This is a genomic window from Pseudomonas sp. P7548, assembly GCF_013386585.1.
Lineage (GTDB): Bacteria > Pseudomonadota > Gammaproteobacteria > Pseudomonadales > Pseudomonadaceae > Aquipseudomonas.
Map to the genome: position 1 here is coordinate 78,548 of NZ_JACARO010000034.1, position 23,433 is coordinate 101,980.

General features: G+C 62.8%; 17 protein-coding genes. 10 read left to right on the forward strand and 7 right to left on the reverse strand.

The window, feature by feature from the left end; genetic code table 11:
• The first annotated feature begins 53 nt into the window (after positions 1-53).
• The 4 genes from HX803_RS14035 (at position 54) to HX803_RS14050 (ending at position 3,915) form a co-directional block, all read left to right on the forward strand.
• Positions 54-569: an ankyrin repeat domain-containing protein gene (locus tag HX803_RS14035; RefSeq protein WP_178921375.1), complete on the forward strand. Its 516-nt coding sequence runs from the start codon at positions 54-56 to the stop codon at positions 567-569.
• A 41-nt stretch (positions 570-610) separates the two neighbouring features.
• Positions 611-1,141, forward strand: coding sequence for a hypothetical protein (locus HX803_RS14040; protein WP_178921377.1), 531 nt, complete (start codon positions 611-613; stop codon positions 1,139-1,141).
• 68 nt (positions 1,142-1,209) lie between these two features.
• Positions 1,210-1,401, forward strand: a complete 192-nt coding sequence (locus HX803_RS14045) for a PLDc N-terminal domain-containing protein (RefSeq protein WP_003192770.1) — start codon at positions 1,210-1,212, stop codon at positions 1,399-1,401.
• A 423-nt stretch (positions 1,402-1,824) separates the two neighbouring features.
• Complete coding sequence (locus HX803_RS14050) at positions 1,825-3,915, forward strand: LTA synthase family protein (protein WP_178921379.1); 2,091 nt, start codon at positions 1,825-1,827, stop codon at positions 3,913-3,915.
• 54 nt (positions 3,916-3,969) lie between these two features.
• On the opposite strand, the gene HX803_RS14055 is transcribed toward HX803_RS14050, so the two are convergent.
• Complete coding sequence (locus tag HX803_RS14055; RefSeq protein WP_015885095.1) at positions 3,970-4,122, reverse strand: DUF3309 family protein; 153 nt, start codon at positions 4,120-4,122, stop codon at positions 3,970-3,972.
• Between the two features lie 326 nt (positions 4,123-4,448).
• Here HX803_RS14055 and HX803_RS14060 point away from each other — a divergent pair, with 326 nt between their 5' ends.
• Both HX803_RS14060 and csrA read left to right on the forward strand, forming a co-directional pair.
• Positions 4,449-5,264, forward strand: coding sequence for an SDR family oxidoreductase (locus HX803_RS14060; protein WP_178921381.1), 816 nt, complete (start codon positions 4,449-4,451; stop codon positions 5,262-5,264).
• A 128-nt stretch (positions 5,265-5,392) separates the two neighbouring features.
• Complete coding sequence (csrA, locus tag HX803_RS14065; protein WP_178921383.1) at positions 5,393-5,590, forward strand: carbon storage regulator CsrA; 198 nt, start codon at positions 5,393-5,395, stop codon at positions 5,588-5,590.
• Between the two features lie 7 nt (positions 5,591-5,597).
• On the opposite strand, the gene HX803_RS14070 is transcribed toward csrA, so the two are convergent.
• The 4 genes from HX803_RS14070 to HX803_RS14085 form a co-directional block, all read right to left on the reverse strand.
• Positions 5,598-5,825: a YheU family protein gene (locus HX803_RS14070; RefSeq protein WP_064453367.1), complete on the reverse strand. Its 228-nt coding sequence runs from the start codon at positions 5,823-5,825 to the stop codon at positions 5,598-5,600.
• 69 nt (positions 5,826-5,894) lie between these two features.
• A complete protein-coding gene (locus HX803_RS14075) occupies positions 5,895-7,079 on the reverse strand; it encodes an osmoprotectant NAGGN system M42 family peptidase (RefSeq protein ID WP_178921385.1) in 1,185 nt (394 codons plus the stop codon).
• Positions 7,080-7,227: 148 nt separating this feature from the next.
• Positions 7,228-8,961 carry an N-acetylglutaminylglutamine synthetase gene (ngg, locus tag HX803_RS14080; protein WP_178921387.1) on the reverse strand — a complete coding sequence of 578 codons (1,734 nt, stop codon included), beginning with the start codon at positions 8,959-8,961 and terminating at the stop codon, positions 7,228-7,230.
• A 3-nt stretch (positions 8,962-8,964) separates the two neighbouring features.
• A complete protein-coding gene (locus tag HX803_RS14085) occupies positions 8,965-10,737 on the reverse strand; it encodes an N-acetylglutaminylglutamine amidotransferase (protein WP_178921389.1) in 1,773 nt (590 codons plus the stop codon).
• A 308-nt stretch (positions 10,738-11,045) separates the two neighbouring features.
• Between HX803_RS14085 and HX803_RS14090 the strand changes: the two genes are divergently transcribed.
• On the forward strand, positions 11,046-15,896 hold the full coding sequence (locus tag HX803_RS14090) for an NEL-type E3 ubiquitin ligase domain-containing protein (RefSeq protein WP_178921391.1): 4,851 nt from the start codon (positions 11,046-11,048) through the stop codon (positions 15,894-15,896).
• Here HX803_RS14090 and mnmC read toward each other — a convergent pair whose 3' ends face one another.
• Positions 15,897-17,885 carry a bifunctional tRNA (5-methylaminomethyl-2-thiouridine)(34)-methyltransferase MnmD/FAD-dependent 5-carboxymethylaminomethyl-2-thiouridine(34) oxidoreductase MnmC gene (gene mnmC / locus HX803_RS14095; RefSeq protein WP_178921393.1) on the reverse strand — a complete coding sequence of 663 codons (1,989 nt, stop codon included), beginning with the start codon at positions 17,883-17,885 and terminating at the stop codon, positions 15,897-15,899. It lies immediately after the preceding gene.
• A gap of 141 nt (positions 17,886-18,026) precedes the next feature.
• Between mnmC and pap the strand changes: the two genes are divergently transcribed.
• The 3 genes from pap (at position 18,027) to HX803_RS14110 (ending at position 21,991) form a co-directional block, all read left to right on the forward strand.
• Positions 18,027-19,541 carry a polyphosphate:AMP phosphotransferase gene (pap, locus tag HX803_RS14100; protein ID WP_176998096.1) on the forward strand — a complete coding sequence of 505 codons (1,515 nt, stop codon included), beginning with the start codon at positions 18,027-18,029 and terminating at the stop codon, positions 19,539-19,541.
• 113 nt (positions 19,542-19,654) lie between these two features.
• Positions 19,655-20,839 carry a thiolase family protein gene (locus tag HX803_RS14105; protein WP_178921395.1) on the forward strand — a complete coding sequence of 395 codons (1,185 nt, stop codon included), beginning with the start codon at positions 19,655-19,657 and terminating at the stop codon, positions 20,837-20,839.
• 195 nt (positions 20,840-21,034) lie between these two features.
• The gene (locus tag HX803_RS14110) at positions 21,035-21,991 is read left to right on the forward strand and encodes a DMT family transporter (protein WP_178921397.1); all 957 of its coding nucleotides are present in this window, start codon (positions 21,035-21,037) and stop codon (positions 21,989-21,991) included.
• Here HX803_RS14110 and HX803_RS14115 read toward each other — a convergent pair.
• Positions 21,988-23,370, reverse strand: a complete 1,383-nt coding sequence (locus HX803_RS14115) for a class II fumarate hydratase (protein ID WP_178921399.1) — start codon at positions 23,368-23,370, stop codon at positions 21,988-21,990. The genes HX803_RS14110 and HX803_RS14115 overlap by 4 nt on opposite strands.
• Between the last annotated feature and the right edge of the window lie 63 nt (positions 23,371-23,433).

Below are 23,433 nucleotides of genomic sequence, written 5' to 3' on the forward strand. Positions count from 1 at the left end.
GGAACTCCCTCGCGACACTGGGCGCCTATAAAGCACCAGACAAGGAGCCCCACATGTCAGACCACGCCAAACAAATGACCGAAGACGAAGCCGCCGAATTTGCCGAACAGGTCTTCGACGTGGCCCGCCGCGGCGACGCAGCCATGCTCGCAGCGTTGCTGGCCAAGGGCTTGCCCGCCAACTTCCGTAACCACAATGGCGACACGTTGCTGATGCTCGCGGCCTATCACGGCCACGCCGACGCGGTGAAAGTGCTGCTGGAATTCAAGGCCGACCCACAGATCGCCAACGACAAGAACCAATTGCCCATGGCCGGTGCGGCGTTCAAGGGCAACCTGGCGGTGGTCAAGGCGCTGATTGAAGGCGGAGCGCCGGTGGATGCGGCCTCTTCCGACGGGCGTACGGCGTTGATGATGGCGGCGATGTTCAACCGTGTCGAAATGGTCGAGTACCTGCTCGGTCAGGGGGCCAACCCCAAGGCTGTTGATGCCCAGGGTGCTACTGCGCTGGCCGCGGCCCAGACCATGGGCGCAGTGGATACGGCGGCGCAGCTGCAGAAACTGGTGTAGGCTACGCGCCCTCGAAAACCCGCCCGCCACAGGATCGCCCCATGAAAACCGCCCTCGTCGAACTCATCAGCAAAATCAGCGCCGGCGTCATGGGCGAGGACGAAGTGGCGCGCATCGCCGATGAAGCGGCCCAGGCCTACGCCGACCCTGCGGCCTTTCTAGCGGCCAACCCGGATATCAACTACGACGACACCTTCCCTATTCCGCTGGGGGAGTGGGTCGTGGTTGGCAGCCTGCCCGATACCGTGCTGTTCCAGGCCGACACCTACGGCGACCTATTCGCCCAGATCGTCGCCTCGTTCGGCCCTGGCGTGGCGTTCAACCTCAAGCCCAAGCAACTGGCCAAGACCGAAGACCTCACGGCGCTCAACCGTATCCAGATCCAGATGAGCGCCCTCAGCCCGGAAGACGGTGGCTACGTGCTGCTCAACTTCAGCCAGTTGCTCGATGACGAAATCCAGGCGGTGCTGGTCTACGGCAACGACTTGCCGCGCGTGCTGGAGCTGTGTGCCGAAGTGGGCATCAAGGGCGAGCCGTCGTTGGAAGCGTTGCGCATTGCCCTGCACGTCTGAAATAAAACGGAACCCCTGGCAGGGCTGACTATCCTACAAGTGCATGCCCCTCACTAAGGAGCGACACCATGGGTTCCACGTTTAATAGCCTGATCGGGCTGATCATCCTCGCCCTGGATATCTGGGCGATCATCAACGTGTTCAAAAGCGGCGCGAGCACGGGTGCCAAAGTGCTGTGGATCCTGTTGATCCTGTTGTTGCCGGTATTGGGCCTGATCATCTGGGCGATTGCCGGGCCGCGTGGCAACGTGCGGATCTGATCCCCCCTCGATTCGAAGCGGACACAGTCAATGTGGGAGCGGCGGTGCGACGATTCGACTTGCCCGCGAATGCGGTGGATCAGTACCAGAAACTCAGGCTGACACACTGTTTTTGCGGGCGGCTCGTTCCCACGTTGTTTTGTGTGCGTCCAGAAATTTATGTGTCGAAATATTCGCTGCACAGAATTTTCACAACTCCCCTCGGATAATTCCCACGCTTCCACTCTCTGCCGGAAAGATCTTTTTCATGCCAGGGAAAACACCACAAAGAAGCGCTAATCCTCAGTAAACCATAGCGTTGCTGGCAGTGATGGGGCACCATTCGCGCCAAAGCGCCGCCTCTGTTTTCCTACATGCTTGAGTGTCGGTAGGAAGACGCTGCAATATTTCGCAACTTTAACTTCCAATGGGTCCTTAAACGACATGGCAAACCCGGACGCCCTGAGTCAGCAGCGAGCTTCTAATCGCTTGCTGCAACCGACCGTCAAATCCCATCTGGCGTACACGCTGCTCTGCGCACTGGTCATGATGGTGATGTTCTCCCTGCTGCGCCTTGCGCTGCTGGTCTACAACCGCGAGATGATCCTCGACACACCGGCCTCGACATTCCTGGAAGCGTTTGCCAACGGCCTGCGCCTGGATATCCGCCTGGTGATGTACGTGCTGGTGCCGCTGCTGCTGGCCCTGTTCAGCGTGCGGGCCATGGCGGCACGTGGGTTCTTCCGTTTGTGGCTGACCGTCGCGTCCAGCATTTGCCTGTTCCTGGGCCTGATGGAAATGGACTTCTACCGTGAGTTCCACCAGCGCCTCAATGGCCTGGTTTTTCAGTACGTGAAGGAAGACCCGAAAACCGTGATGAGCATGCTCTGGTACGGTTTCCCGGTGGTGCGCTACCTGCTGGCGTGGGCCGTGGGCACGCTGATCCTGAGCATTGCCTTCAAGGGCGCCGACCGTGCAACGCGCCCCCGTGGCCCGTTCAGTGGCGGCAGCATCGGCACCCGCCAAGTGGCGCCGTGGTACACACGCATTGCGGTGTTCGTGGTTTGCCTGTTGATCGCCGTGGTCGCCATCCGTGGCACCCTGCGCCAGGGCCCGCCACTGCGTTGGGGTGACGTCTACACCACCGAATCGAACTTCGCCAACCAACTGGGCCTCAACGGTACTCTGTCGCTGATCGCCGCCGCCAAGTCGCGTTTCTCCGAAGAGCGTTCCAACATCTGGAAGGCCACCCTGGAGCAGCCGCTGGCCACCCAGACCGTGCGCGACATGCTGGTACTGCCGGCCGAGAAGCTGGTGGACACCGACACCGCTGCCGTGCGCCGTGACTACACGCCACCGGCCGAGAAAACCCTGCCGATCAAGAACGTGGTGGTGATCCTGATGGAAAGCTTCGCCGGTCACTCGGTGGGCGCCTTGGGCCGTCCCGGCAACATCACGCCTTACTTCGACAAGCTGTCCAAGGAAGGCCTGCTGTTCGATCGCTTCTTCTCCAACGGCACCCACACCCACCAGGGTATGTTTGCCACCATGGCCTGCTTCCCGAACCTGCCGGGCTTCGAATACCTGATGCAAACCCCGGAAGGCAGCCACAAGCTGTCGGGCCTGCCGCAGCTGCTCAGCGCGCGCAAGTTTGACGACGTGTATGTCTATAACGGCGACTTTGCCTGGGACAACCAGTCGGGCTTCTTCAGCAACCAGGGCATGACCAACTTCATCGGCCGCAATGACTTCGTCAACCCGGTGTTCTCCGACCCGACGTGGGGCGTGTCCGACCAGGACATGTTCAACCGTGGCCTGGAAGAGCTGAAAACGCGCGGTGAAAGCGGCAAGCCGTTCTATGCGCTGCTGCAGACCCTGTCCAACCACACCCCGTACGCCTTGCCGACGCCTTTGCCGGTCGACAAGGTCACCGGCCGTGGCAGCCTGGACGAGCACTTGACCGCCATGCGCTACTCCGACTGGGCCTTGGGCCAGTTCTTCGAGAAGGCGCGCAAAGAGCCGTACTTCAAGGAGACCCTGTTCGTGGTGGTGGGTGACCACGGGTTTGGCAACGAGCAGCAGATCACCGAAATGGACCTGGGCCGTTTCAACGTGCCGATGCTGATGATCGCACCGGGTATCCAGGAAAAATTCGGCCAGCGTGACCACACCGTGGGCACTCAGATCGACATCGTGCCGACCATCATGGGCCGCCTCGGTGGTGACACCCTGCACCAGTGCTGGGGCCGCGACCTGCTGAACCTGCCGGAAGGCGACAAGGGCTTCGGCGTGATCAAGCCATCGGGCAGCGACCAGACCGTGGCCTTGCTCACTGCTGATCGCGTGCTGGTATTGCCCAAGGAAATGCCACCCAAGCTGTGGGAATACGAATTGGGTGAAAACCCCACGGGCAAAGTGATTCCTGAATCGCCGGACGAGGCGGCGCTTAAGCAGAAACTCGAGTCGTTCCTGCAAACCGCTACCAAGAGCCTGTTGGATAACACCGCGGGTGTGGTTGATGGCAAGCCGGACTAACTAATCGGCAATAAAAAAGAGGCCTCTTGGAGGCCTCTTTTTTTTGCCTGGGTTTTATATCCGACCGAGTAACAACAGCACCAGAAGCACCACCAGTACAACACCGAGGATACCCGAGGGGCCGTAACCCCAGTTACGCGAGTGCGGGAACACTGGCAGGCCACCGACCAGCAGGAGGATCAGGATAATGATCAGAATGAGGCTCATGGTTTATCTTCCTTATAGGCCTTCTGCAAAGACCGGTTATTTAAAGTAAGGTCCGTTTATTTACGAACGCCTTAACAACTCCGACTCTGGCACTTCACAGAAAATTCACTATTTTTTTAAAGCATTTTGCACGCCGTGTTATTTCTTTTAATACGCTCGCAACTTCATCTGTCTAGTTGAAAATTATTGAACTTGCGCTATAGGCCGCCCTCGCACCCGGGCGCCGGTTTGCCTGAGGCATTCATCAATTGGATGGTACGTGGGTGTAGGAAAAACCTTCGCTACACTGCCGATCACTTCTTCCGTGAACCACAAGGCTACTTCCTATGCAAAATCGCATGATGATCACTGGCGCCGGGTCCGGCCTGGGTCGCGAAATCGCTCTGCGCTGGGCGCGCGAGGGTTGGCAACTGGCCTTGTCGGACGTCAGCGAGCCGGGCTTGCAGGAAACCCTGAAGCGGGTGCGCGAGGTCGGCGGTGACGGCTTTGTGCAGCGTTGTGACGTGCGCGACTACAGCCAGCTCACGGCATTTGCCCAGGCCTGCGAGGTCAAGCTCGGCGGTATCGATGTCATCGTCAACAACGCCGGCGTGGCCTCGGGCGGCTTCTTCGCCGAATTGTCCCTGGAGGACTGGGATTGGCAGATCGCAATCAACCTGATGGGCGTGGTCAAGGGCTGCAAGGCGTTCCTGCCGCTGCTGGAAAAGAGCAAGGGGCGCATCATCAACATCGCGTCGATGGCGGCCTTGATGCAAGGCCCGGCGATGAGCAACTACAACGTGGCCAAGGCCGGCGTGGTGGCTTTGTCGGAAAGCCTGCTGGTGGAGCTCAAGCAGCAGGAGGTGGGGGTGCACGTGGTCTGCCCGTCGTTCTTCCAGACCAACCTGCTGGATTCCTTCCGTGGGCCAACCCCGGCAATGAAAGCCCAGGTGGGCAAGTTGCTGGAAAGCTCGCCGATCTCGGCGGCCGATATCGCCGATTACATTTACCAGCAGGTGGCCCAGGGCGAGTTCATGATCCTGCCTCACGAGCAGGGCCGCATGGCCTGGGCGCTGAAGCAGAAAAACCCGCAGTTGCTGTACGACGAGATGACAAGCATGGCGGACAAGATGCGCGCCAAGGCCCAGGCAGCCAAAGGCTGATTGGGTCGCAGTCTGTCAGGTAAGTTACCTTGTGGTGTAGGTGCGGCCTGATTTGGCCGCAAGGCATTGATGCCCGCCTGCTCTAGCGCGCATGGTCAAGGTCCTGTCACTGAATAAGGACAACCGCCATGCTGGTCTTAAGCCGCGCCGTAGGCGAAGTCATCTCCATCGGCGATGACATCACCCTGCACATCCTCGAGTTGAATGGGCCCCAGGTGAAATTTGGTGTGGAAGCACCGACCGGGGTGCACGTGCACCGGGCCGAGGTGTATCAGAAAATCCTTGAGCGCCAGGGCACCGCTGCCCACGCGGTGCCCAACCCCTGAGCCTCCCTCAGTCGAACAGATGCTTGGGCACATCGTGCTTGAGCATCAATTGGCATTGCTCGCTTTCAGGGTCGAACACGATCAGCGCCTGGCCCTTGGTCAGTGCCTGACGCACACGCAGAACACGCGTTTCCAGGGGCGTTTCATCGCCGTTGTCGGTGCCGTCGCGGGTGACGAAGTCTTCGATGAGGCGGGTCAGGGTGTCGACTTCAAGTGCGTCGTAGGGAATCAGCATACAAGCCTCGGGTAGTGAGTCCCGGCGATCCTACTGCGCCGGGGCTCTTGTGACCAGCTGTTGCCCGTATCAGGACTTCTGTCCGACCAGGCTGTCCACCGACGGCACCCGCGTGTCGCTCTCCATCTGTGTCTCATGTTCCAGCTGGTGGCTGAACCGGTCCAGGGAGCCCTGGGCGGGCTGCGCATCGCTGGCGAACACGGGCGGGCTGAGGATGTAGGCCCCCAGCAAGCGGCTCAGCGCCGCAAGGCTGTCGATGTGCGTGCGCTCGTAACCGTGGGTCGCATCGCAACCGAATGCCAGCAAGGCGGTACGGATGTCGTGGCCAGCCGTGACCGCCGAGTGCGCATCGCTGAAGTAATAACGGAACAGGTCACGACGCACCGGCAGCTCGTTGTCCGAGGCCAGGCGCAGCAGGTGACGGGACAGGTGATAGTCATAAGGGCCACCGGAATCCTGCATCGCCACACTCACCGCATGTTCGCTGGAATGTTGCCCGGGGGCGACCGGGGCGATGTCGATGCCGACAAACTCACTCACGTCCCATGGCAAGGCGGCTGCCGCGCCGCTGCCGGTTTCCTCGGTGATGGTGAACAGCGGGTGGCAGTCGATCAGCAAGGGTTCGCCGCTGTCGACGATCGCCTTGAGCGCGGCGAGCAGGGCGGCCACGCCGGCCTTGTCGTCGAGGTGACGGGCGCTGATGTGCCCGCTTTCGGTAAATTCAGGCAGGGGGTCGAAGGCCACGTAGTCACCGATGCCGATCCCCAGGGAGTCGCAGTCGGCGCGGGTGGCGCAGTAGGCATCCAGGCGCAGCTCCACGTGGTCCCAGCTCACCGGCATTTCATCCACGGCGGTGTTGAACGCATGCCCGGAGGCCATCAGCGGCAGCACGCTGCCCCGGATCACGCCGTTATCGGTGAACAGGCTGACGCGGCTGCCCTCGGCAAAGCGGCTCGACCAGCAGCCCACCGGGGCCAGGCTCAGCCGGCCATTGTCCTTGATGGCGCGGACGGCGGCACCGATGGTGTCCAAGTGTGCCGACACGGCACGGTCGGGGCTGTTCTTCTGGCCTTTGAGGGTGGCGCGAATGGTGCCGCGCCGGGTCATTTCAAAGGGGATGCCCAGTTCTTCCAGGCGCTCGGCGACGTAGCGCACGATGGTGTCGGTAAACCCGGTGGGGCTGGGAATGGCGAGCATTTCCAGCAGCACTTTCTGCAGGTAGTTGAGATCGGGTTCGGGGATGGTTCGGCTCATAAAGACTCCTATTGGCTTGTCAGGATGTAGTGCCTGTAAAGGCCTCATCGCGGGCAAGCCCGGCTCCCACAGGTGATCGCATTCCAATGTGGGAGCTGGCTTGCCTGCGATAGGGCCAGTGCAGGCACCCCACCTCTCAAGCAGTCAGCTAACTGTGGGGAAACAGCAGGTCCACAAACCGCTCGGCCGTTGGCTGCGGCTCATGGTTGGCCAGTCCGGCCCGTTCGTTGGCTTCGATAAACACGTACTCGGGTTGATCGGCGGCCGGCACCATGAGGTCCAGGCCCACCATGGGGATATCCAGTGCACGGGCGGCACGCACGGCGGCGTCCACCAGCGTGGGGTGCAGGATCGCGGTGACGTCCTCCAGGCAGCCCCCGGTGTGCAGATTGGCGGTGCGGCGCACGGCCAGGGTCTGACCACGCGGCAGGATGCTGCTGTAGTCGTAACCGGCGGCGTGGAGGGTGCGCTGGGTTTCGGCGTCGAGGGGGATCTTGCTCTCGCCATCGGTGGCCGCCTGGCGGCGTCGGCTCTGGGCCTCGATCAGCGCGCCAATGGAGTGATGACCGTCGCCGGTCACCTCGGCCGGACGGCGGATCGCGGCGGCGACCACCTCAAAACCGATCACCAGGATGCGCAGGTCCAGGCCTTCATGAAAGCTTTCCAGCAGCACGCGGCTGTCGAACTGGCGCGCCGCTTCAATGGCTTTCTGCACCTCTTCGATGTTCTGCAGGTCCACTGCCACACCCTGGCCCTGCTCGCCATCGAGTGGCTTGACCACGATGCGCTGGTGCTCGTCGAGAAACTCCAGGTTGTCATCGGCACTGCCCGCCAATTGCTGCGACGGCAGTTTCAAACCGGCGGCCTTGAGCACCTTGTGAGTCAAACTCTTGTCCTGACAAAGGGTCATGCTGATGGCGCTGGTCAGGTCGCTCAACGACTCGCGGCAGCGCACGCGGCGCCCGCCGTGGCTCAAGGTGAACAGGCCGGCATCGGCGTCGTCCACCTGCACATCGATGCCGCGCCGATGGGCTTCCTCGACGATGATCCGCGCATAGGGGTTGAACCCTGCCTGGGGGCCCGGGCCAAGGAACAACGGCTGGTTGATGCCGTTCTTGCGCTTGATCGCAAAGGTGGTCAGTGCACGAAAACCGAGCTTGGCGTAGAGGCTCTTGGCCTGGCGGTTATCGTGCAACACCGACAGGTCCAAATAGCTCAGGCCACGGCTCATGAAATGCTCCACCAGGTGACGCACCAGTACCTCACCGACGCCTGGGCGCGTGCATTGCGGATCGACTGCCAGGCACCACAGGCTGCAACCGTTTTCCGGGTCATGGAAGGCCTTCTGGTGGTTGAGGCCCATCACGCTGCCGATCACCGCGCCGCTGTCTTCGTCTTCGGCCAGCCAGTACACCGGGCCACCTTGATGGCGCGGCGTAAGGCGTTCAGCGTCCACCGGCAACATGCCGCGTCCCTGGTACAGCTGGTTGACCGCTGCCCAATCCGCCTCGGTCTGCACCCGGCGAATGCGAAAGCCGCGAAACACCCGGGTGGCCGGGCGGTAGTCGGTGAACCACAGGCGCAGGGTGTCGGAGGGGTCGAGGAACAGTTGCTGCGGGTCGATCCCCAGGATCTGCTGGGGCGCGGCCACGTACAACGCGATATCCCGCTCTCCGGGCTGCTCGTTGAGCAGCTCCTGGGCCAGGCTCGCAGGGTCGGGGAAGGTATGCCCGATCAGCAACCGGCCCCAACCGCAGTGCACGGCAATCGGTTCGGCGCTCGAAGGACTCCCGTCTTCGGCCAGCCGGGCTTGCAGGCGCTCGTAGGAGGGCGCCTGGCCCTTGAGCAGGCGTTGGCTGTAAGCCGCTGCATGGGGTTTCATCGATCAGATTCCTTGTTCACTGAGCCACAGGTTCAGCGCCGCCAGTTGCCACAGCTTGGAGCCGCGCAGCGGTGTCAGTTGGCCTTGCGGGTCGGTGAGCAGGCGGTCGAGCATCGCAGGGTTGAACAGGCCACGATCCTGACGCGGGTCCAGCAGCAGTTCGCGCACCCAGTTCAGGGTGTCGCCTTGCAAATGCTTGAGGCCCGGCACCGGGAAATAGCCCTTCTTGCGGTCGATGACTTCACTGGGGATGACCCGGCGCGCGGCTTCTTTCAACACCTGTTTGCCGCCATCGGGCAGCTTGAACTTACCCGGCACACGGGCCGAGAGTTCCACCAGGCGGTAATCGAGAAACGGCGTGCGCGCTTCCAGGCCCCAGGCCATGGTCATGTTGTCGACGCGTTTGACCGGGTCGTCCACCAGCATCACCGTGCTGTCCAGGCGCAGGGCCTTGTCCACGGCGGCATCGGCGCCTGGCATAGCGAAGTGCTCCCGCACGAAGTCACCGGCCGCGTCGTTGGCGGTCAGCCACTTAGGCGCGACGGTGGCAGCGTAGTCGTCGTAGCTGCGATCAAAGAACGCCTCGCGGTACGCCGCATACGGATCGCTGGCGCCGTCCACCTGCGGGTACCAGTGGTAACCGGCGAACAGCTCATCGGCGCCCTGGCCGCTTTGCACCACCTTGCAATGCTTGGCCACTTCCCGCGACAGCAGGTAGAAGGCGATGCAGTCGTGGCTGACCATCGGCTCGCTCATGGCACGGAACGCGGCTGGCAGTTGCTCGATGATCTCGCGTTCGGCAATCCGCAACTGGTGATGGCGTGTGCCGTAGTGCTTGGCGATCAGGTCCGAATACTGGAACTCGTCACCGCGCTCGCCGCCGGCGTCTTCAAAGCCGATGGAGAAGGTCGACAGGTCTTCCACGCCGACTTCGCGCAACAGGCCGACGAGCATGCTCGAGTCCACGCCGCCGGAGAGCAGCACGCCGACATCCACCGCCGCACGTTGGCGGATGGCCACGGCTTCGCGGGTGCTGTCCAGGACGCGGTCGGTCCAGTCTTCCAGCGTCAGGTGCTTTTCATCCTCACGCGGACCGTAAGGCAGGGTCCACCAGGTTTTCTGTTCGGTCTTGCCGCTGGCGTCGATGCGCATCCAACTGGCCGGTGGCAGTTTTTCAATGCCCGCCAGCAGGGTACGCGGGGCCGGCACCACGGCGTGGAAGTTCAGGTAATGGTTGAGCGCCACCGGATCGAGGATCGGGTTGATATCGCCGCCCTTGAGCAAGGCTGGCAGTGCGGAAGCAAATCGCAGGCGCTGGCCGGTGCGCGACAGGTACAACGGCTTCACGCCGAGACGGTCGCGGGCAATGAACAGGCGCTGAGCGTCACGCTCCCAGATGGCAAAGGCAAACATGCCGTTGAGCTTGGGCAGCAAGGCTTCGCCCCAGGCGTGGTAACCCTTGAGCAGCACTTCGGTATCGCCACCGGAATAGAAGGCGTAGCCCAGGGCTTCCAGCTCTTCTCGCAGTTCCGGGAAGTTGTAGATGGCGCCGTTGAAGGCCAAGGACAGGCCCAGGTGGGCGTCGACCATCGGTTGGGCCGAGCCGTCCGACAGGTCCATGATTTTCAGGCGTCGGTGGCCCAGGGCAATCGGCCCTTGGGCGTGGAAGCCCCAGGCGTCGGGGCCACGGGGGGCCAAATGATGGGTGATGCGCTCAATCGCAGCCAGGTCGGCAGGTTGGGCATCGAAACGTAATTCTCCAGCTAATCCGCACATAAATTCCTTACCGGTTTTTCCGTTGGGGAGGTTTTTAAACTCAATACGCCCTGAGGGCGCGTACCCAGAAACTGACCCAGTGCTATCCGTGGAGTTTTAGACCGATAAGTTATAAGGCACATAGCCGTAGGCGCCGCGACTGCTGTGCAGGCGTTGCGCGGGCTGCACACCTGTGGCGGTAACAGCTGCTGGTTTAGAACCAGAATCTTGAGCATGTGGGCGCGCAAAGCATGGGAATTTGAATCTTTCAGGGCGACAGCCGGGCTTATCGTATCCGGTCATCATTGACGGCATGAGGGACGGTTGGGATGACTGAAACACGAGATGTACAGGCGCTGGTTGCGCCGATGACCGCCGATGAGCTGGACGCGGGGTTGCTGGAGATCACCGGCGACCTGGACAAGGCCCGGGTGTTGCGCGAGCGACTGCCGCTGTGGATGGTTCAAGCGCCACCGCAGACGCTGTCGGCCATCGAGCAGGCGCACAGTCACAGTGAAACGTCGAGAAGGGAATTGACCGAACGCCTGCGCGCGCTGCAGCCACTGGATCGTTTTTGCGCGGAAAAACTGCGCGCTTACCTGATCGCCCAGGGGCATATCGGGCTGGATGTGCGCCGCGATTACCTGGAGCGACCCCGACGCCAACCCTTCGGAGTGGGGCTCTACGTCACCGGCGTTTTGCTGGAAACGGCGAGAGTGGAAAGGCCCAGCCTGTTGCAGGCGGCCATGCAGAACTTCACGGCCGCGGAAGCCGAACCCGGTGGGTTGCCGGACGATACCGTGATTCGCCGGGGCGAGGACGCAAGCCTGGCGCCTGGAATGACCGCGCGACAGTTCGTGGGCTATTGCCGCGCGCTGGACCTGGGCAGTGCCTACCAGGCCCATCTGCGAGAAGTGTTCAGTTTGCCGGCCCCCGGTGAACCTCCACTGGGGCTGAGCTACAACGCGATGGCGGTGGCCGTGGGTTCGGTCAAGCGTTCAGACGTACTGATCGACCTGCATATTGCCCTGGGCAAGCAACATATCAGCGCGGCCATCCATGCCCGGTTGCTGTCGTTGATCAACGCCGATGTTCCGGCCGGCCAGGTCGTCCAGGCGACGGCCGCGCAAACGCCTCTGATCTGGCAAGGCTTGAACATCGACGGCGCCTGCCTGTGGAGCGTCGTGGTGTTCGGCGAGGCTTCGCCGGGCGAGTTGCCGGCCAGAGACCTGATCGTCTACATGCCCAATGAACCCGTACGCCCCTGGTATGAGTACCCGTCCCTACAGGATTTCGAGCAATACCTCACCCTGAAATTGCAGGTGGCCTCGTATCGACAGGTGTTCGGGCAATACCTGGACGAATCCGAGCGCCTGAATTTTTTCACGCAGTTTGATCAGCGCCAGGCCTTGGGCGCCATTACGGCGGTGCCGGTGCTCAGTAACCTCAGCGATTTTTTCTTTCGTGCCTATGTCGGCAAGCTCCAGTTGGACGCCCGGTTGCTGGCCGTACCCGTCGAGCAGGTGGATGAAGATGCCCGGCAACAACGCTGGCTGGATTACCTCGGCGTTGGGTTGGACGTGTTGAATGTGGCGTCCTTCGTCGTGCCGGTGCTGGGGCAATTGATGATGGGCGTGGCCATTGGGCAGCTGCTGGGGGAGGTGTTCGACGGGGTCGAGGACTGGAGCCACCACGACAACGCCCAGGCGCTCCGGCATCTGGTGAACGTGGTGGAGGACATTGCGGCCATGGTGCTGTTTGCGGCAGGAGGGCGCGTGGTGGGTTCGCTCAAGCGTAGCCTGAGTGCCTCGACACCCTTTTTCGACGGGGTGGAGGCGGTCAGGCATGTGGATGGCCAGCCACGCCTGTGGCGCCCACGCCTTTCATCGTACCGGCCGGGGGTGGACCTGCAGGTGCCCAGGGTCAATAACAGTCGCGGGGTGTACCAGGCCAATGGCAAGTCTTACATCCGCATGGATGGGCACGTCTATGACATCAGCTATGACCCCGCCATCGGCCTGTGGCGGATCAACCATCCGCGGAACCCGAAGGCGTATCGGCCGCCGCTCAAACATAACCACCAGGGCGGATGGCAGCAAACTCACGAGCGTCCGCAAAGCTGGACCGACCCTGTGTATCACCTCCGGCGCCTTGCACCAGGCCTGGCCGACGTGCCTGCCGAAAGCCTGCAGCGTATTGCAGCCATCAACCAGGTCGACCTGGAGGTGCTGCAGCAGTGGGCGCAGGATCACCAGGCGCTGCCACAACGCTTCCAGGACGGCGTGGCCCGATGGCGCCAGCACCGCAAGGTGCTGGACCTGATCGAGACCCTGGAAAACGGCCACGCCCCGGATCCCGTCACCGCACGCACCCAGATTCTGGCCCTGGCGCTGATGCCCGGGTGGCCGGAAGGGCGTTTCTTTGAGGTGTTGGACGAAGAGGGCTACCTGTTGGTCAGCTACCCGGACCTGGCGCCGTTCGACTACGAAGACCGGAGCATCCATATCACCGAGCAGCAACTCAGGGACGGCCAGGTCACCGACACCTTGCTGCTGGCCTTGACCGAGGATGAGCGCCATACGCTGCTGGGGCAAACCGTTGAACTCAAGGAGGCGCCGGCGTTGCTCACACGCCGTTTGCTGGACACCGTGAAAGATCAGCACCACGTCCTCTATCGCAAACTGTATGAACACTACAATGGCTTCGCCGTTGGCGAACTGGCGGCCCTGTGTGCGCACTTTCCACGGTTGCCGCGTCGCGTCGCCTGGGAATTGTTCTGCGATGCCCCTGGGGTGGAACGTCATTACCTGCGCAAAACCGGCCGAGTGTCACTGGGGTTGGCGCAGCGCAGCCGAGTGATGCTCGACCTGATCGATGAGGACCAGGCCCTGATGGGCCTGTACTGGCCTGAGTTGGCCGATGCGTCGACCCGGCGCGCGGTGTTCGGCATGCTCGGGCGCCTGGCGCATTGGCCCAAGGACCTGCTGCTGCAACTGCGCGAGGGAAGCCTGGCCGGGCCGGTGCTGGATCAGGTCGGCGCTGCCACTGCCGCAGTGCGCCGGACGATCTTGCACACGGCCGAGGGCTTCCAGGCCTTCGATGAGCGCGCAGCAGACCTCAATACCCGCGTCAACGGGCCCGATGGCCTGCTCCAGGCCGTGGTGGATTGTCTGTCGGCCGCCGAGCGCCGGACGATGAACCTGGTGGGTGAGCAGTCGGTCGATCACCTGCGCAGCCAGTTACGCTTCAAGAGTCAGGATGAACGTGGGCGCATTGCGCGTTACCTGTGGCCTGAACGGGTGCAGATGGAAGAGGACGAGCCCGCTGTGTGCATTCAAAGCCAGTTGCAAGGCAAGCCCGGCCCCGCGGTCGAGTTTGCTCCGGCGCTGGTGCGCAAGGTCGGCAAGCTTTACCCGGGCATGTCTCCGGCACAGATCTGCGTGTTCCTGCAGGGGGCAGGCCACGATCACTTGAGCCGCGCCAAGGCTGTCCAGGGGCTGGAGGTGGAACTGGGCGCGCTGCAGCAGGCACTCAAACGCTGGGCCAGCGACCGTCGTGGCCACACAGACGCCGATGGCCCCTTGTGGGACTACCGCCTGCGACGTGCCCAGGCCAGTAAAGCCATAGAGCGTTGCTGGCGCGGCCAATTCATCGTGCATGACGCGCAGCGTCTCGATGTGCCCGGCTTGACGCTGGATGGCATGACACTGGGCAGCCTGCCGCCTCTGCCGCCCCAGGTGCGTTTCGACAGGGCCCGGCAGGTGTCCCTGCGCAACATGGGGTTGGGCGATGACGTGACCTACTTTCTCAAGCACTTCACTCGCCTGCGTTCGGTGGACCTGGCGGACAATCGGCTGACGCGCCTGCCAGAGGCGCTGTCCCTGATGCCCGATCTCGACCATCTGCGCCTGGCTCGCAACCGCCTGCAACTGACCCAGCACACGCGCAAGAAACTCGCCGAAATGCGTGGCCTGAAAAGCCTCGACCTGGCTGGCAACCCGCTGATCGACTCCCCGGATGTAGGCCAGTTGCGGGGCTTGCGCGAATTGATCCTGCGGGACTGCCGGCTCAAGGACTTTCCCGCCAGTGCCCGTGGCTTACCCTATCTGGAACAGGTTGACCTGCGCGAAAACGACATCGCCGAGTTGCCCGACTGGCTGCTGGCGTTGCCACGGGAGAGGGCTCGGGCGTTCAACCTGCGCCATAACCCGTTGTCCACCGTCAGCCGCGCGGCGCTGGGCGACTACCGTCAGCGCGTGGGTGTCGGCATGGGGTTCCTTGAAGATGACATCAGCCGTTTGAACGAACAGCGGGCCCGGGATACTTGGCTGGCGGATGAGCATGTGGCGGATTACGCCGACAAGGACCTGGCCTGGTCCGGCCTTAAAAACGAACCCGGCAGTGACGGGTTATTCACCTTGCTGGCTGAACTGGGCCATACCTCGGATGCCCGGCAGGTGCGTGAGGACATGAACCGACGTGTGTGGCAGGTACTCGACGCTACGGCAGCCGATGCCGATCTGCGTGAAGAGATTTTTCAGCGCGCGGCCACGCCCCTCAATTGCGACGATGCGGCGTCCGTGAATTTCAGCAGCCTGGAAGTGCTGGTGGAAATCCATCAGGCGTCGCGTGCGATCAATGGCAAACCCCTGACTGCCAAGCCGCTGTTGAAATTGGCCAAGGGCTTGTTTCGACTCGACCAGTTGGAACACATCGCCCGGCGTCATAGCCTGGAGCACCCGGGCGCCGACCCGTTGGAGGTCAGCCTGGCGTTTCGCACCGGGCTGAAGGGCGTCGTGTATCTGCCAGGGCAGCCCCAGGGCATGCTCCACAGCGATTTGGCCAAGGTTTCGCGCACGGCACTCGACCAGGCGCAACTGGATCTCAAAGCCGCAGAGCTGTCACCGGCGCTGTTGAAGTACATCGTCGAATTGCCGTTCTGGCGGGAGTATTTGAAGCGCACCCATGCCAGCCGTTTCGAGGCGTTGAATGCGCCATTCAGCCAACGCATGCAAGACGTCTTCGACAACGCGCTGGAACTGCAGGATGCCGAGTATCGCGCGCGCATGAACGAGGTCCATAGGGATCAGCGCCAGGCCGAAGTCAGGGAAGTCGAAACCCTGACTCAGGATGCGTTGCGCCTGGACGACTTCAGCCTGTGCGCGCCGTCGGCCAGTTGATCAACGCGCTGGCGCCTTGCCACGGATCAACGTGCGCAAGGCAAACCGGTTCGGATGGCACGCCTCGGCGACACTGGCCGGCACGGGCAGCGGTTCGTCATTGAGCCAGGCTGCCAGCAGTTCGCCGCACAACGGTGCGGTGATCAGCCCGCGCGAGCCATGGCCAGTGTTGATGTACAGGCCAGGCAGCCAGGGGCAGGGAGTGTCCGGCACTTGCCGGGCATCCTTGCCCAGTACGGCATAGGCCTGGTTGAACGCAGTGAAATCGGCCAGTGGCCCGACGATGGGCAGGTAGTCGGGGCTGGTGCAACGAAACGCGGCGCGGCCTTCCATGTGTTCGGGCGCCAGGGTTTCGGCGCCCAGGCGATGCAGCAAGTCTTCGGAGATCTCCCGCAGCATCGTCAGGTTGCCCGCGTGCTCGGCGGCTGTGGGTGTCAGGTCGTCGTTCTTGAAGTCGAAACTGGCGCCGAGGGTATGCTCTCCCAGGCGTGCTGGCGCGACGTACCCTTCGGCGCACACCACCGTAGTCAACGCTTCGCTCGCCGGGGTTTGCGCCAGCCGCGTGATCTGCCCGCGAATGCGTTTGAGGGGTAGCTCGCGGCTGGCGGGGAACTGTCTGATCTCGGCGGCGCCGGCCAGTACCACCACGCTGGCGCTGGCCAGCAGCGTGTCGCCGTCATGGGCCTGCCACTGCTGGTCGACGCGCTGCAACTCGACGGCATGGTGATGGGTGAGGACATTGATCAACGGGTGCGTCGCCTGCCATTGGCACAGCGCCGGCGGGTGGACCCAGCCACCTTCGGGGAAAAACAGCCCACCGTGGGCCAGCTCGATGCCGGCTTGTCGCTGAGCCTGGTCGCGGTCCAACAGGTGCAGCAGCTCAGGCGCAAAGGCCTCGGCCAGTTGCGCCTGACGCTCGGCTTCCTTGGCGTCGAACGCCAGTTGCAACACGCCGCAGCCCTCCCAGTCGAGACCCCGGTGCAGGTGTTCCAGCAGACGCCGGGTGTGGCCGAAACCACTCAGGATCAATTGCGACAACGCCGTGCCGTGGGCCGACAGCTTGAGGTACAGCACACCCTGGGGGTTGCCTGAGGCTTCCTGGGCCAGGGCGGCATGCCGCTCCAGCAGACTGACGCGCCAGCCACGGGCGGCAAGGCTGGCCGCGGTGGCGCAACCGGCCAGGCCGCCGCCGATGACCATGGCATGGCGTTCGCCATCGAGTGCCGGCGGGCGTGAGAACCAGGGTTTGGCGGGCGGCGGCGCAGGTGCTTGCGAGGGCCAGCCGAGGAACTCACCGCGCAGGATCTCCCACTTGTGGCCGATGCCTGGCGTGCGCTTCATCTTGAAACCGGCCGCATTGATCAAGCGGCGAACCCAGCCGGTGCTGGTGAAGGTGCTGATGGTCGAGCCGGGGGCTGCCAGGCGTGCCAGTTGGGCGAACAGCTCGGCGGTCCACATCTCAGGGTTTTTTGCCGGGGCGAAGCCGTCGAGAAACCATGCATCGATTTGCGCGTCCAACTGCGGCAATTGCTCCAGCACGTCGCCGATCAACAGGGTCAGCGTTACGCGGCCGTTGTCCAGCACCAGGCGTTGGAAGCCCTGGTGGATGGCGATGTACTGCGCCAGCAATTGCTCGGCAAAGGGTTGCAGCTCGGGCCAGAGGGCGAGGGCCCGTTGCAGGTCGGCGTGGCTCAGCGGGTATTTCTCCACGCTGACAAAATGCAGGTGCGCACCGGCCACCGCCTGCTGCTCGAACAATTGCCAGGCGCACAGGAAATTCAAGCCGGTGCCGAACCCCGTTTCACCAATCACCAGCCTCCCGCCCACCGGCAAAGCCGCAAAGCGCTCCTGCAAGCGGTTTTGTTCAAGGAACACATAGCGGGTTTCTTCAAGGCCGGACTTGTCGGAGAAGTACACATCGTCGAAGACCCGTGAGTGCGGGCGGCCTTGTTCGTCCCAGTCGAGCTGGGCAGGGGTGATGGGGGTCATGGGCGGCTCGGTAAAGGCAAGGCGGCCATTCTAGCTGATCAATGGGCTTTGAATTGACCCACGGCAAGCGCAGGTGGAATTTCCTGCCGCGCGTTGTTGCCCAATCCGCTAGTCTTGATCCATCTTCACACGGAGCTGCCCATGTTCGAATCCGCCGAAATCGGTCACGCCATCGACAAAGACACCTACGACGCCGAAGTGCCGGCGCTGCGCGAAGCCTTGCTGGAAGTGCAGTACGAGCTGCAACAGCAGAAGCGCTTCCCGGTGATCATCCTGATCAACGGTATCGAAGGCGCCGGCAAGGGTGAGACCGTCAAGCTGCTCAATGAATGGATGGACCCGCGCCTGATCGAGGTGCGCACCTTCGACCAGCAGACCGACGAAGAACTGGCCCGCCCACCGGCGTGGCGCTATTGGCGGCAGCTGCCGGCCAAAGGGCGCATGGGGATTTTCTTTGGCAACTGGTACAGCCAGATGCTGCAAGGCCGGGTGCACGGGCAGATCAAGGACGCGCGCCTGGACCAGGCCATCGCCGGTGCCGAACGCCTCGAAAAGATGCTCTGCGACGAAGGCGCGCTGATCTTCAAGTTCTGGTTCCACCTGTCCAAGAAACAGATGAAGGCGCGGCTCAAGGCCCTGGCCGACGACCCACTGCACAGCTGGCGCATCAGCCCGCTGGACTGGCAGCAATCGGAGACCTACGACAAGTTCGTGCACTTCGGTGAGCGCATCCTGCGCCGCACCAGCCGCGACTACGCGCCCTGGCATGTCATCGAAGGGGTGGACGCCCATTACCGTGGGCTCACCGTGGGCAAGCTGCTGCTGGAAGGTCTGCAGAATGCCCTCAAGCTGCCCAAGGGCAAGGCCAGCGGCATGAACCCGGCGCCGCTGATTGCGTCGGTGGACAAAAAGAGCCTGCTCGACAGCCTGGACATGACCCTGCGCCTGGAGAAGGACGACTACGAAGAACAGCTGATCACCGAGCAGGCGCGCTTCTCTGGCCTGATGCGCGACAAGCGCATGCGCAAGCACGCCCTGGTCACGGTGTTCGAGGGTAACGATGCGGCGGGCAAGGGCGGGGCGATTCGCCGTGTGGCCGCAGCGCTGGACCCGCGCCAGTACCACATCGTGCCGATTGCCGCGCCCAGTGAAGATGAACGCGCCCAGCCTTACCTGTGGCGGTTCTGGCAAAAGATCCCGGCGCGGGGCATGTTCACCGTGTTCGACCGCTCCTGGTACGGCCGCGTGCTGGTGGAGCGCATCGAGGGTTTCTGCACCCCGGCCGACTGGATGCGCGCCTATGGCGAGATCAACGATTTCGAGGAGCAGCTGCGCGATGCGGGGGTGATCGTGGTCAAGTTCTGGCTGGCCATCGACAAGGACACCCAGCTGGAACGTTTCCAGGCCCGCGAAGAGATCCCGTTCAAGCGTTTCAAGATCACCGAGGACGACTGGCGCAACCGCGACAAATGGGACGACTACCGCGCGGCAGTCGGCGACATGGTCGACCGCACCAGCACCGAAGTGGCGCCCTGGACCCTGGTGGAAGCCAATGACAAGCGCTGGGCGCGGGTCAAGGTATTGCGCACCATCAACCTGGCGCTGGAGGAGGCCTTCGCCAAATCCGACAAGCACGACAAAAAGAAAAAGAAATAACCCGTGGCCCGTCATCATGGGTTTGCATATCCGGGGTGAATGATCGTCGCGGTTGGCGGGAGCGGGATCTATCCTCGATCCATCTCCTGACAACCACAAGATCGAGGTAGCCCATGCGTGAAGTAGTGATCGTCGACAGCGTGCGAACCGGCCTGGCCAAGTCCTTTCGCGGCAAGTTCAACCAGACGCGCCCGGATGACATGGCGGCCCATTGCGTCAACGCGTTGCTCACCCGCAACGGCATCGACCCGGCGACGGTGGAGGACTGCATCGTCGGCGCCGGCTCCAACGAAGGCGCCCAGGGCTACAACATCGGGCGCAACGTGGCGGTGCTTTCGCAATTGGGCACCGGTACGGCCGGGATGACCCTCAACCGTTTCTGCTCTTCGGGGCTGCAGGCGATTGCCATCGCGGCCAACCAGATTGCCTCGGGGTGCAGCGATATCATCGTTGCAGGCGGTGTGGAGTCCATCAGCCTGACCATGAAAAGCGTCAACACCGATCACCTGATCAACCCGTTGCTCAAGGAGCAGGTGCCGGGCATCTATTTCCCCATGGGCCAGACCGCCGAGATCGTCGCTCGTCGTTACAACGTCAGCCGCGAAGAGCAGGACCTGTACGCGCTGCAAAGCCAGCAGCGCACGGCCCAGGCGCAGGCCGACGGCTTGTTCAACGATGAAATCGTGCCCATGGCCGTCAAGTACAAGGTCGAGGACAAGAACACCGGCGCCGTGCAGGTGCTCGACGGCGTGGTTGATCGCGATGACTGCAACCGCCCTGACACCACCCTGGCCAATCTGCAAAGCCTGAAACCGGTGTTTGCCGAAGACGGCTCGGTGACGGCGGGCAACTCTTCGCAGCTCTCCGACGGTGCGTCCATGACCTTGGTGATGAGCCTGGAGAAAGCCCTGGCCCTGGGGCTCAAGCCCAAGGCGTTTTTCCGAGGTTTTACCGTGGCCGGCTGCGAGCCGGACGAGATGGGCATCGGCCCGGTGTTCTCGGTGCCCAAGCTGCTCAAGGCCAAGGGCTTGCAGGTGGCGGACATCGATCTGTGGGAACTCAACGAAGCGTTTGCGTCGCAGTGCCTGTATGCGCGTAACCGCCTGGAGATCGACAACGCCAAGTACAACGTCAATGGCGGCTCGATCTCCATCGGACACCCGTTCGGCATGACCGGCTCGCGGCAGGTGGGGCACCTGGTGCGTGAGTTGCAGCGACGTAACCTGCGCTACGGCATCGTCACCATGTGCGTCGGCGGCGGCATGGGCGCGACTGGCTTGTTCGAAGCCGTTCGCTAAATCCCACTGGAGAAACGGGATCAAAATGTGGGAGCGGGCTTGCTCGCGAATGCAGGGTGTCAGTCGCTAGATGTATAGGCTGATACACCGCATTCGCGAGCAAGCCCGCTCCCACATTTTAATGTGTGGCGTATCCCGAGTCTGGCTATTACCCCTAGAATGCCCCTTCCACTTCCTCTGGTATCTGGGGCATTCATGCACATCTCTTCCGGCCGCTGGGTCTACGGCTTTTGCTTGACCCTGTTGACCGCGCTGCTCTGGGGCATCCTCCCGGTGAAACTCAAACAGGTGTTGCAGGTGATGGACCCGATCACCGTGACCTGGTTTCGCCTGATCGTCGCCGGCAGTTGCCTGTTCATCTACCTGGCGCTCACCAAGCGCCTGCCCAGCCGCAAGGTGCTCGGGCCCAGAGGCGGTTGGCTGGTGGGCATGGCGGTGTGCGGCCTGGTGGGCAACTACGTGCTGTACCTGGTGGGCCTGAAAATGCTCAGCCCTGGCACGGCGCAGTTGGTGGTGCAGATGGGGCCGATCTTCCTGATGATCGCCAGTGTCTTTGTGTTCAAGGAGCGTTTCAGCCTGGGGCAAGTGGCCGGGCTGGTGGTGCTGGTCGTGGGGTTCGGCCTGTTCTTCAACCAGCGCCTGGAGGAAATGCTGACCTCATTGGGCACCTACACCGCCGGCGTGTTGACCATCCTGCTCGCCACCACCATCTGGGTGTTCTACGCCCTGGGCCAGAAGCAATTGCTGACGGTGTGGAATTCGCTGCAGGTGATGATGGTGATCTACCTGTCTTGTGCCGTGCTGCTCACGCCCTGGGCCCATCCTCTGGAAGCCCTGGACCTGAGCCCGCTGCAAGGCTGGCTGTTGCTGGCGTGCTGCATGAATACCCTGGTGGCGTATGGCGCGTTCGCCGAGGCTTTGGCCCATTGGGAAGCCTCGCGGGTGAGCGCCACCCTGGCCCTCACGCCGTTGGTGACGTTTGTCGCCGTGGCGCTGGCCGCCTGGCTGTGGCCGGACTTTGTGCAGGCCGAAGAGATCAACGCCCTGGGCTATGCCGGGGCGCTGGTGGTGATGCTGGGGTCAGCGACCGTGGCGCTGGCGCCGTCGCTGATTGCCGGGCTCAAGGCCCGGCGCATGCGCTTGGCGTCTTAGTTGCCCAGCATGTTTTCCGGGCGTACCCACTGGTCGAACTCTTCATCCGTGAGGTAGCCCAGCTCCAGCGCGGCTTCGCGCAGCGTCAGCCCCTCGGCGTAGGCCTTCTTGGCAATCTCTGCCGACTTGTCATAGCCGATATGCGGGTTGAGTGCAGTCACCAGCATCAGCCCACGCTCCAGGTGTTCGGCCATCTGCGCAGCGTCGGGTTCAAGCCCGGCCACGCAATGCTCCTGGAAGTTATTGCAGCCGTCCGCCAGCAAGCGGATCGATTCCAGCAGGTTGTGGATGATCACCGGCTTGTACACGTTCAACTGCAAATGCCCCTGGCTGGCGGCCATACCGATGGTCACGTCGTTGCCCAGTACTTGGCAGGCCAGCATCGACAGCGCTTCGCACTGGGTAGGGTTGACCTTGCCCGGCATGATCGAGCTGCCCGGTTCGTTGGCCGGCAACTTCACTTCGGCCAGCCCCGCACGTGGACCGGAGCCCAGCAGGCGCAGGTCATTGGCGATTTTCATCAAGGCCACCGCCAGGGTTTTCAGCGCGCCGTGCAGGGTCACCAGGGGTTCGTGGCCGGAGAGGGCGGCGAACTTGTTCGGCGCGGTGACGAACGGCAAGCCCGACAACGCAGCCAATTCGGACGCAATGGCCTCACCAAACCCGTGAGGTGCATTGAGCCCGGTGCCCACGGCGGTGCCGCCCTGGGCCAGCTCGCACACGGCGGGCAGGGCGCTGCGAATCGCGCGTTCGGCGTAATCGAGTTGGGCAATAAAGGCTGAGAGTTCCTGGCCGAAGGTGATGGGCGTGGCGTCCATCATGTGGGTGCGGCCGGTTTTTACCAGGGTCATATGGCGCGCAGCCAGCTCGGCCAGGCCACCGGAAAGCGTGGCGATGGCCGGCAGCAGGCGCTGATGCACGGCCTGCACGGCGGCGATACTCATGGCCGTGGGGAAGCAGTCGTTGGAACTCTGTGAGCGGTTCACATGGTCATTGGGGTGCACCGGGCTCTTGCCGCCACGGGTCTTGCCCGACAGCTCGTTGGCGCGGCCGGCGATCACTTCGTTGGCGTTCATGTTGCTCTGGGTGCCGCTGCCGGTCTGCCAGACCACCAGCGGGAACTGGTCGTCATGCTGGCCTGCGAGCACCTCATCGGCGGCCTGTTCGATCAGGCGGGCGATGTCGGCGGGCAGGTCGCCGTTGCGGTCGTTGACCCGTGCGGCGGCCTTCTTGATCAGGGCCAGGGCGTGCAGTACCGCCAAGGGCATGCGCTGTTCGCCGATGGCAAAATTCACCAGCGAACGTTGGGTCTGGGCGCCCCAGTAAGCGTCATCCGGGACATGGACTTCTCCCAGGCTGTCGGTTTCGATACGGCTCATCGGGCACACTCCTTCAGGTCTGTTTGCGCAGTTTAGGCCGTGATCGACCGGGCGGGTTCCCTA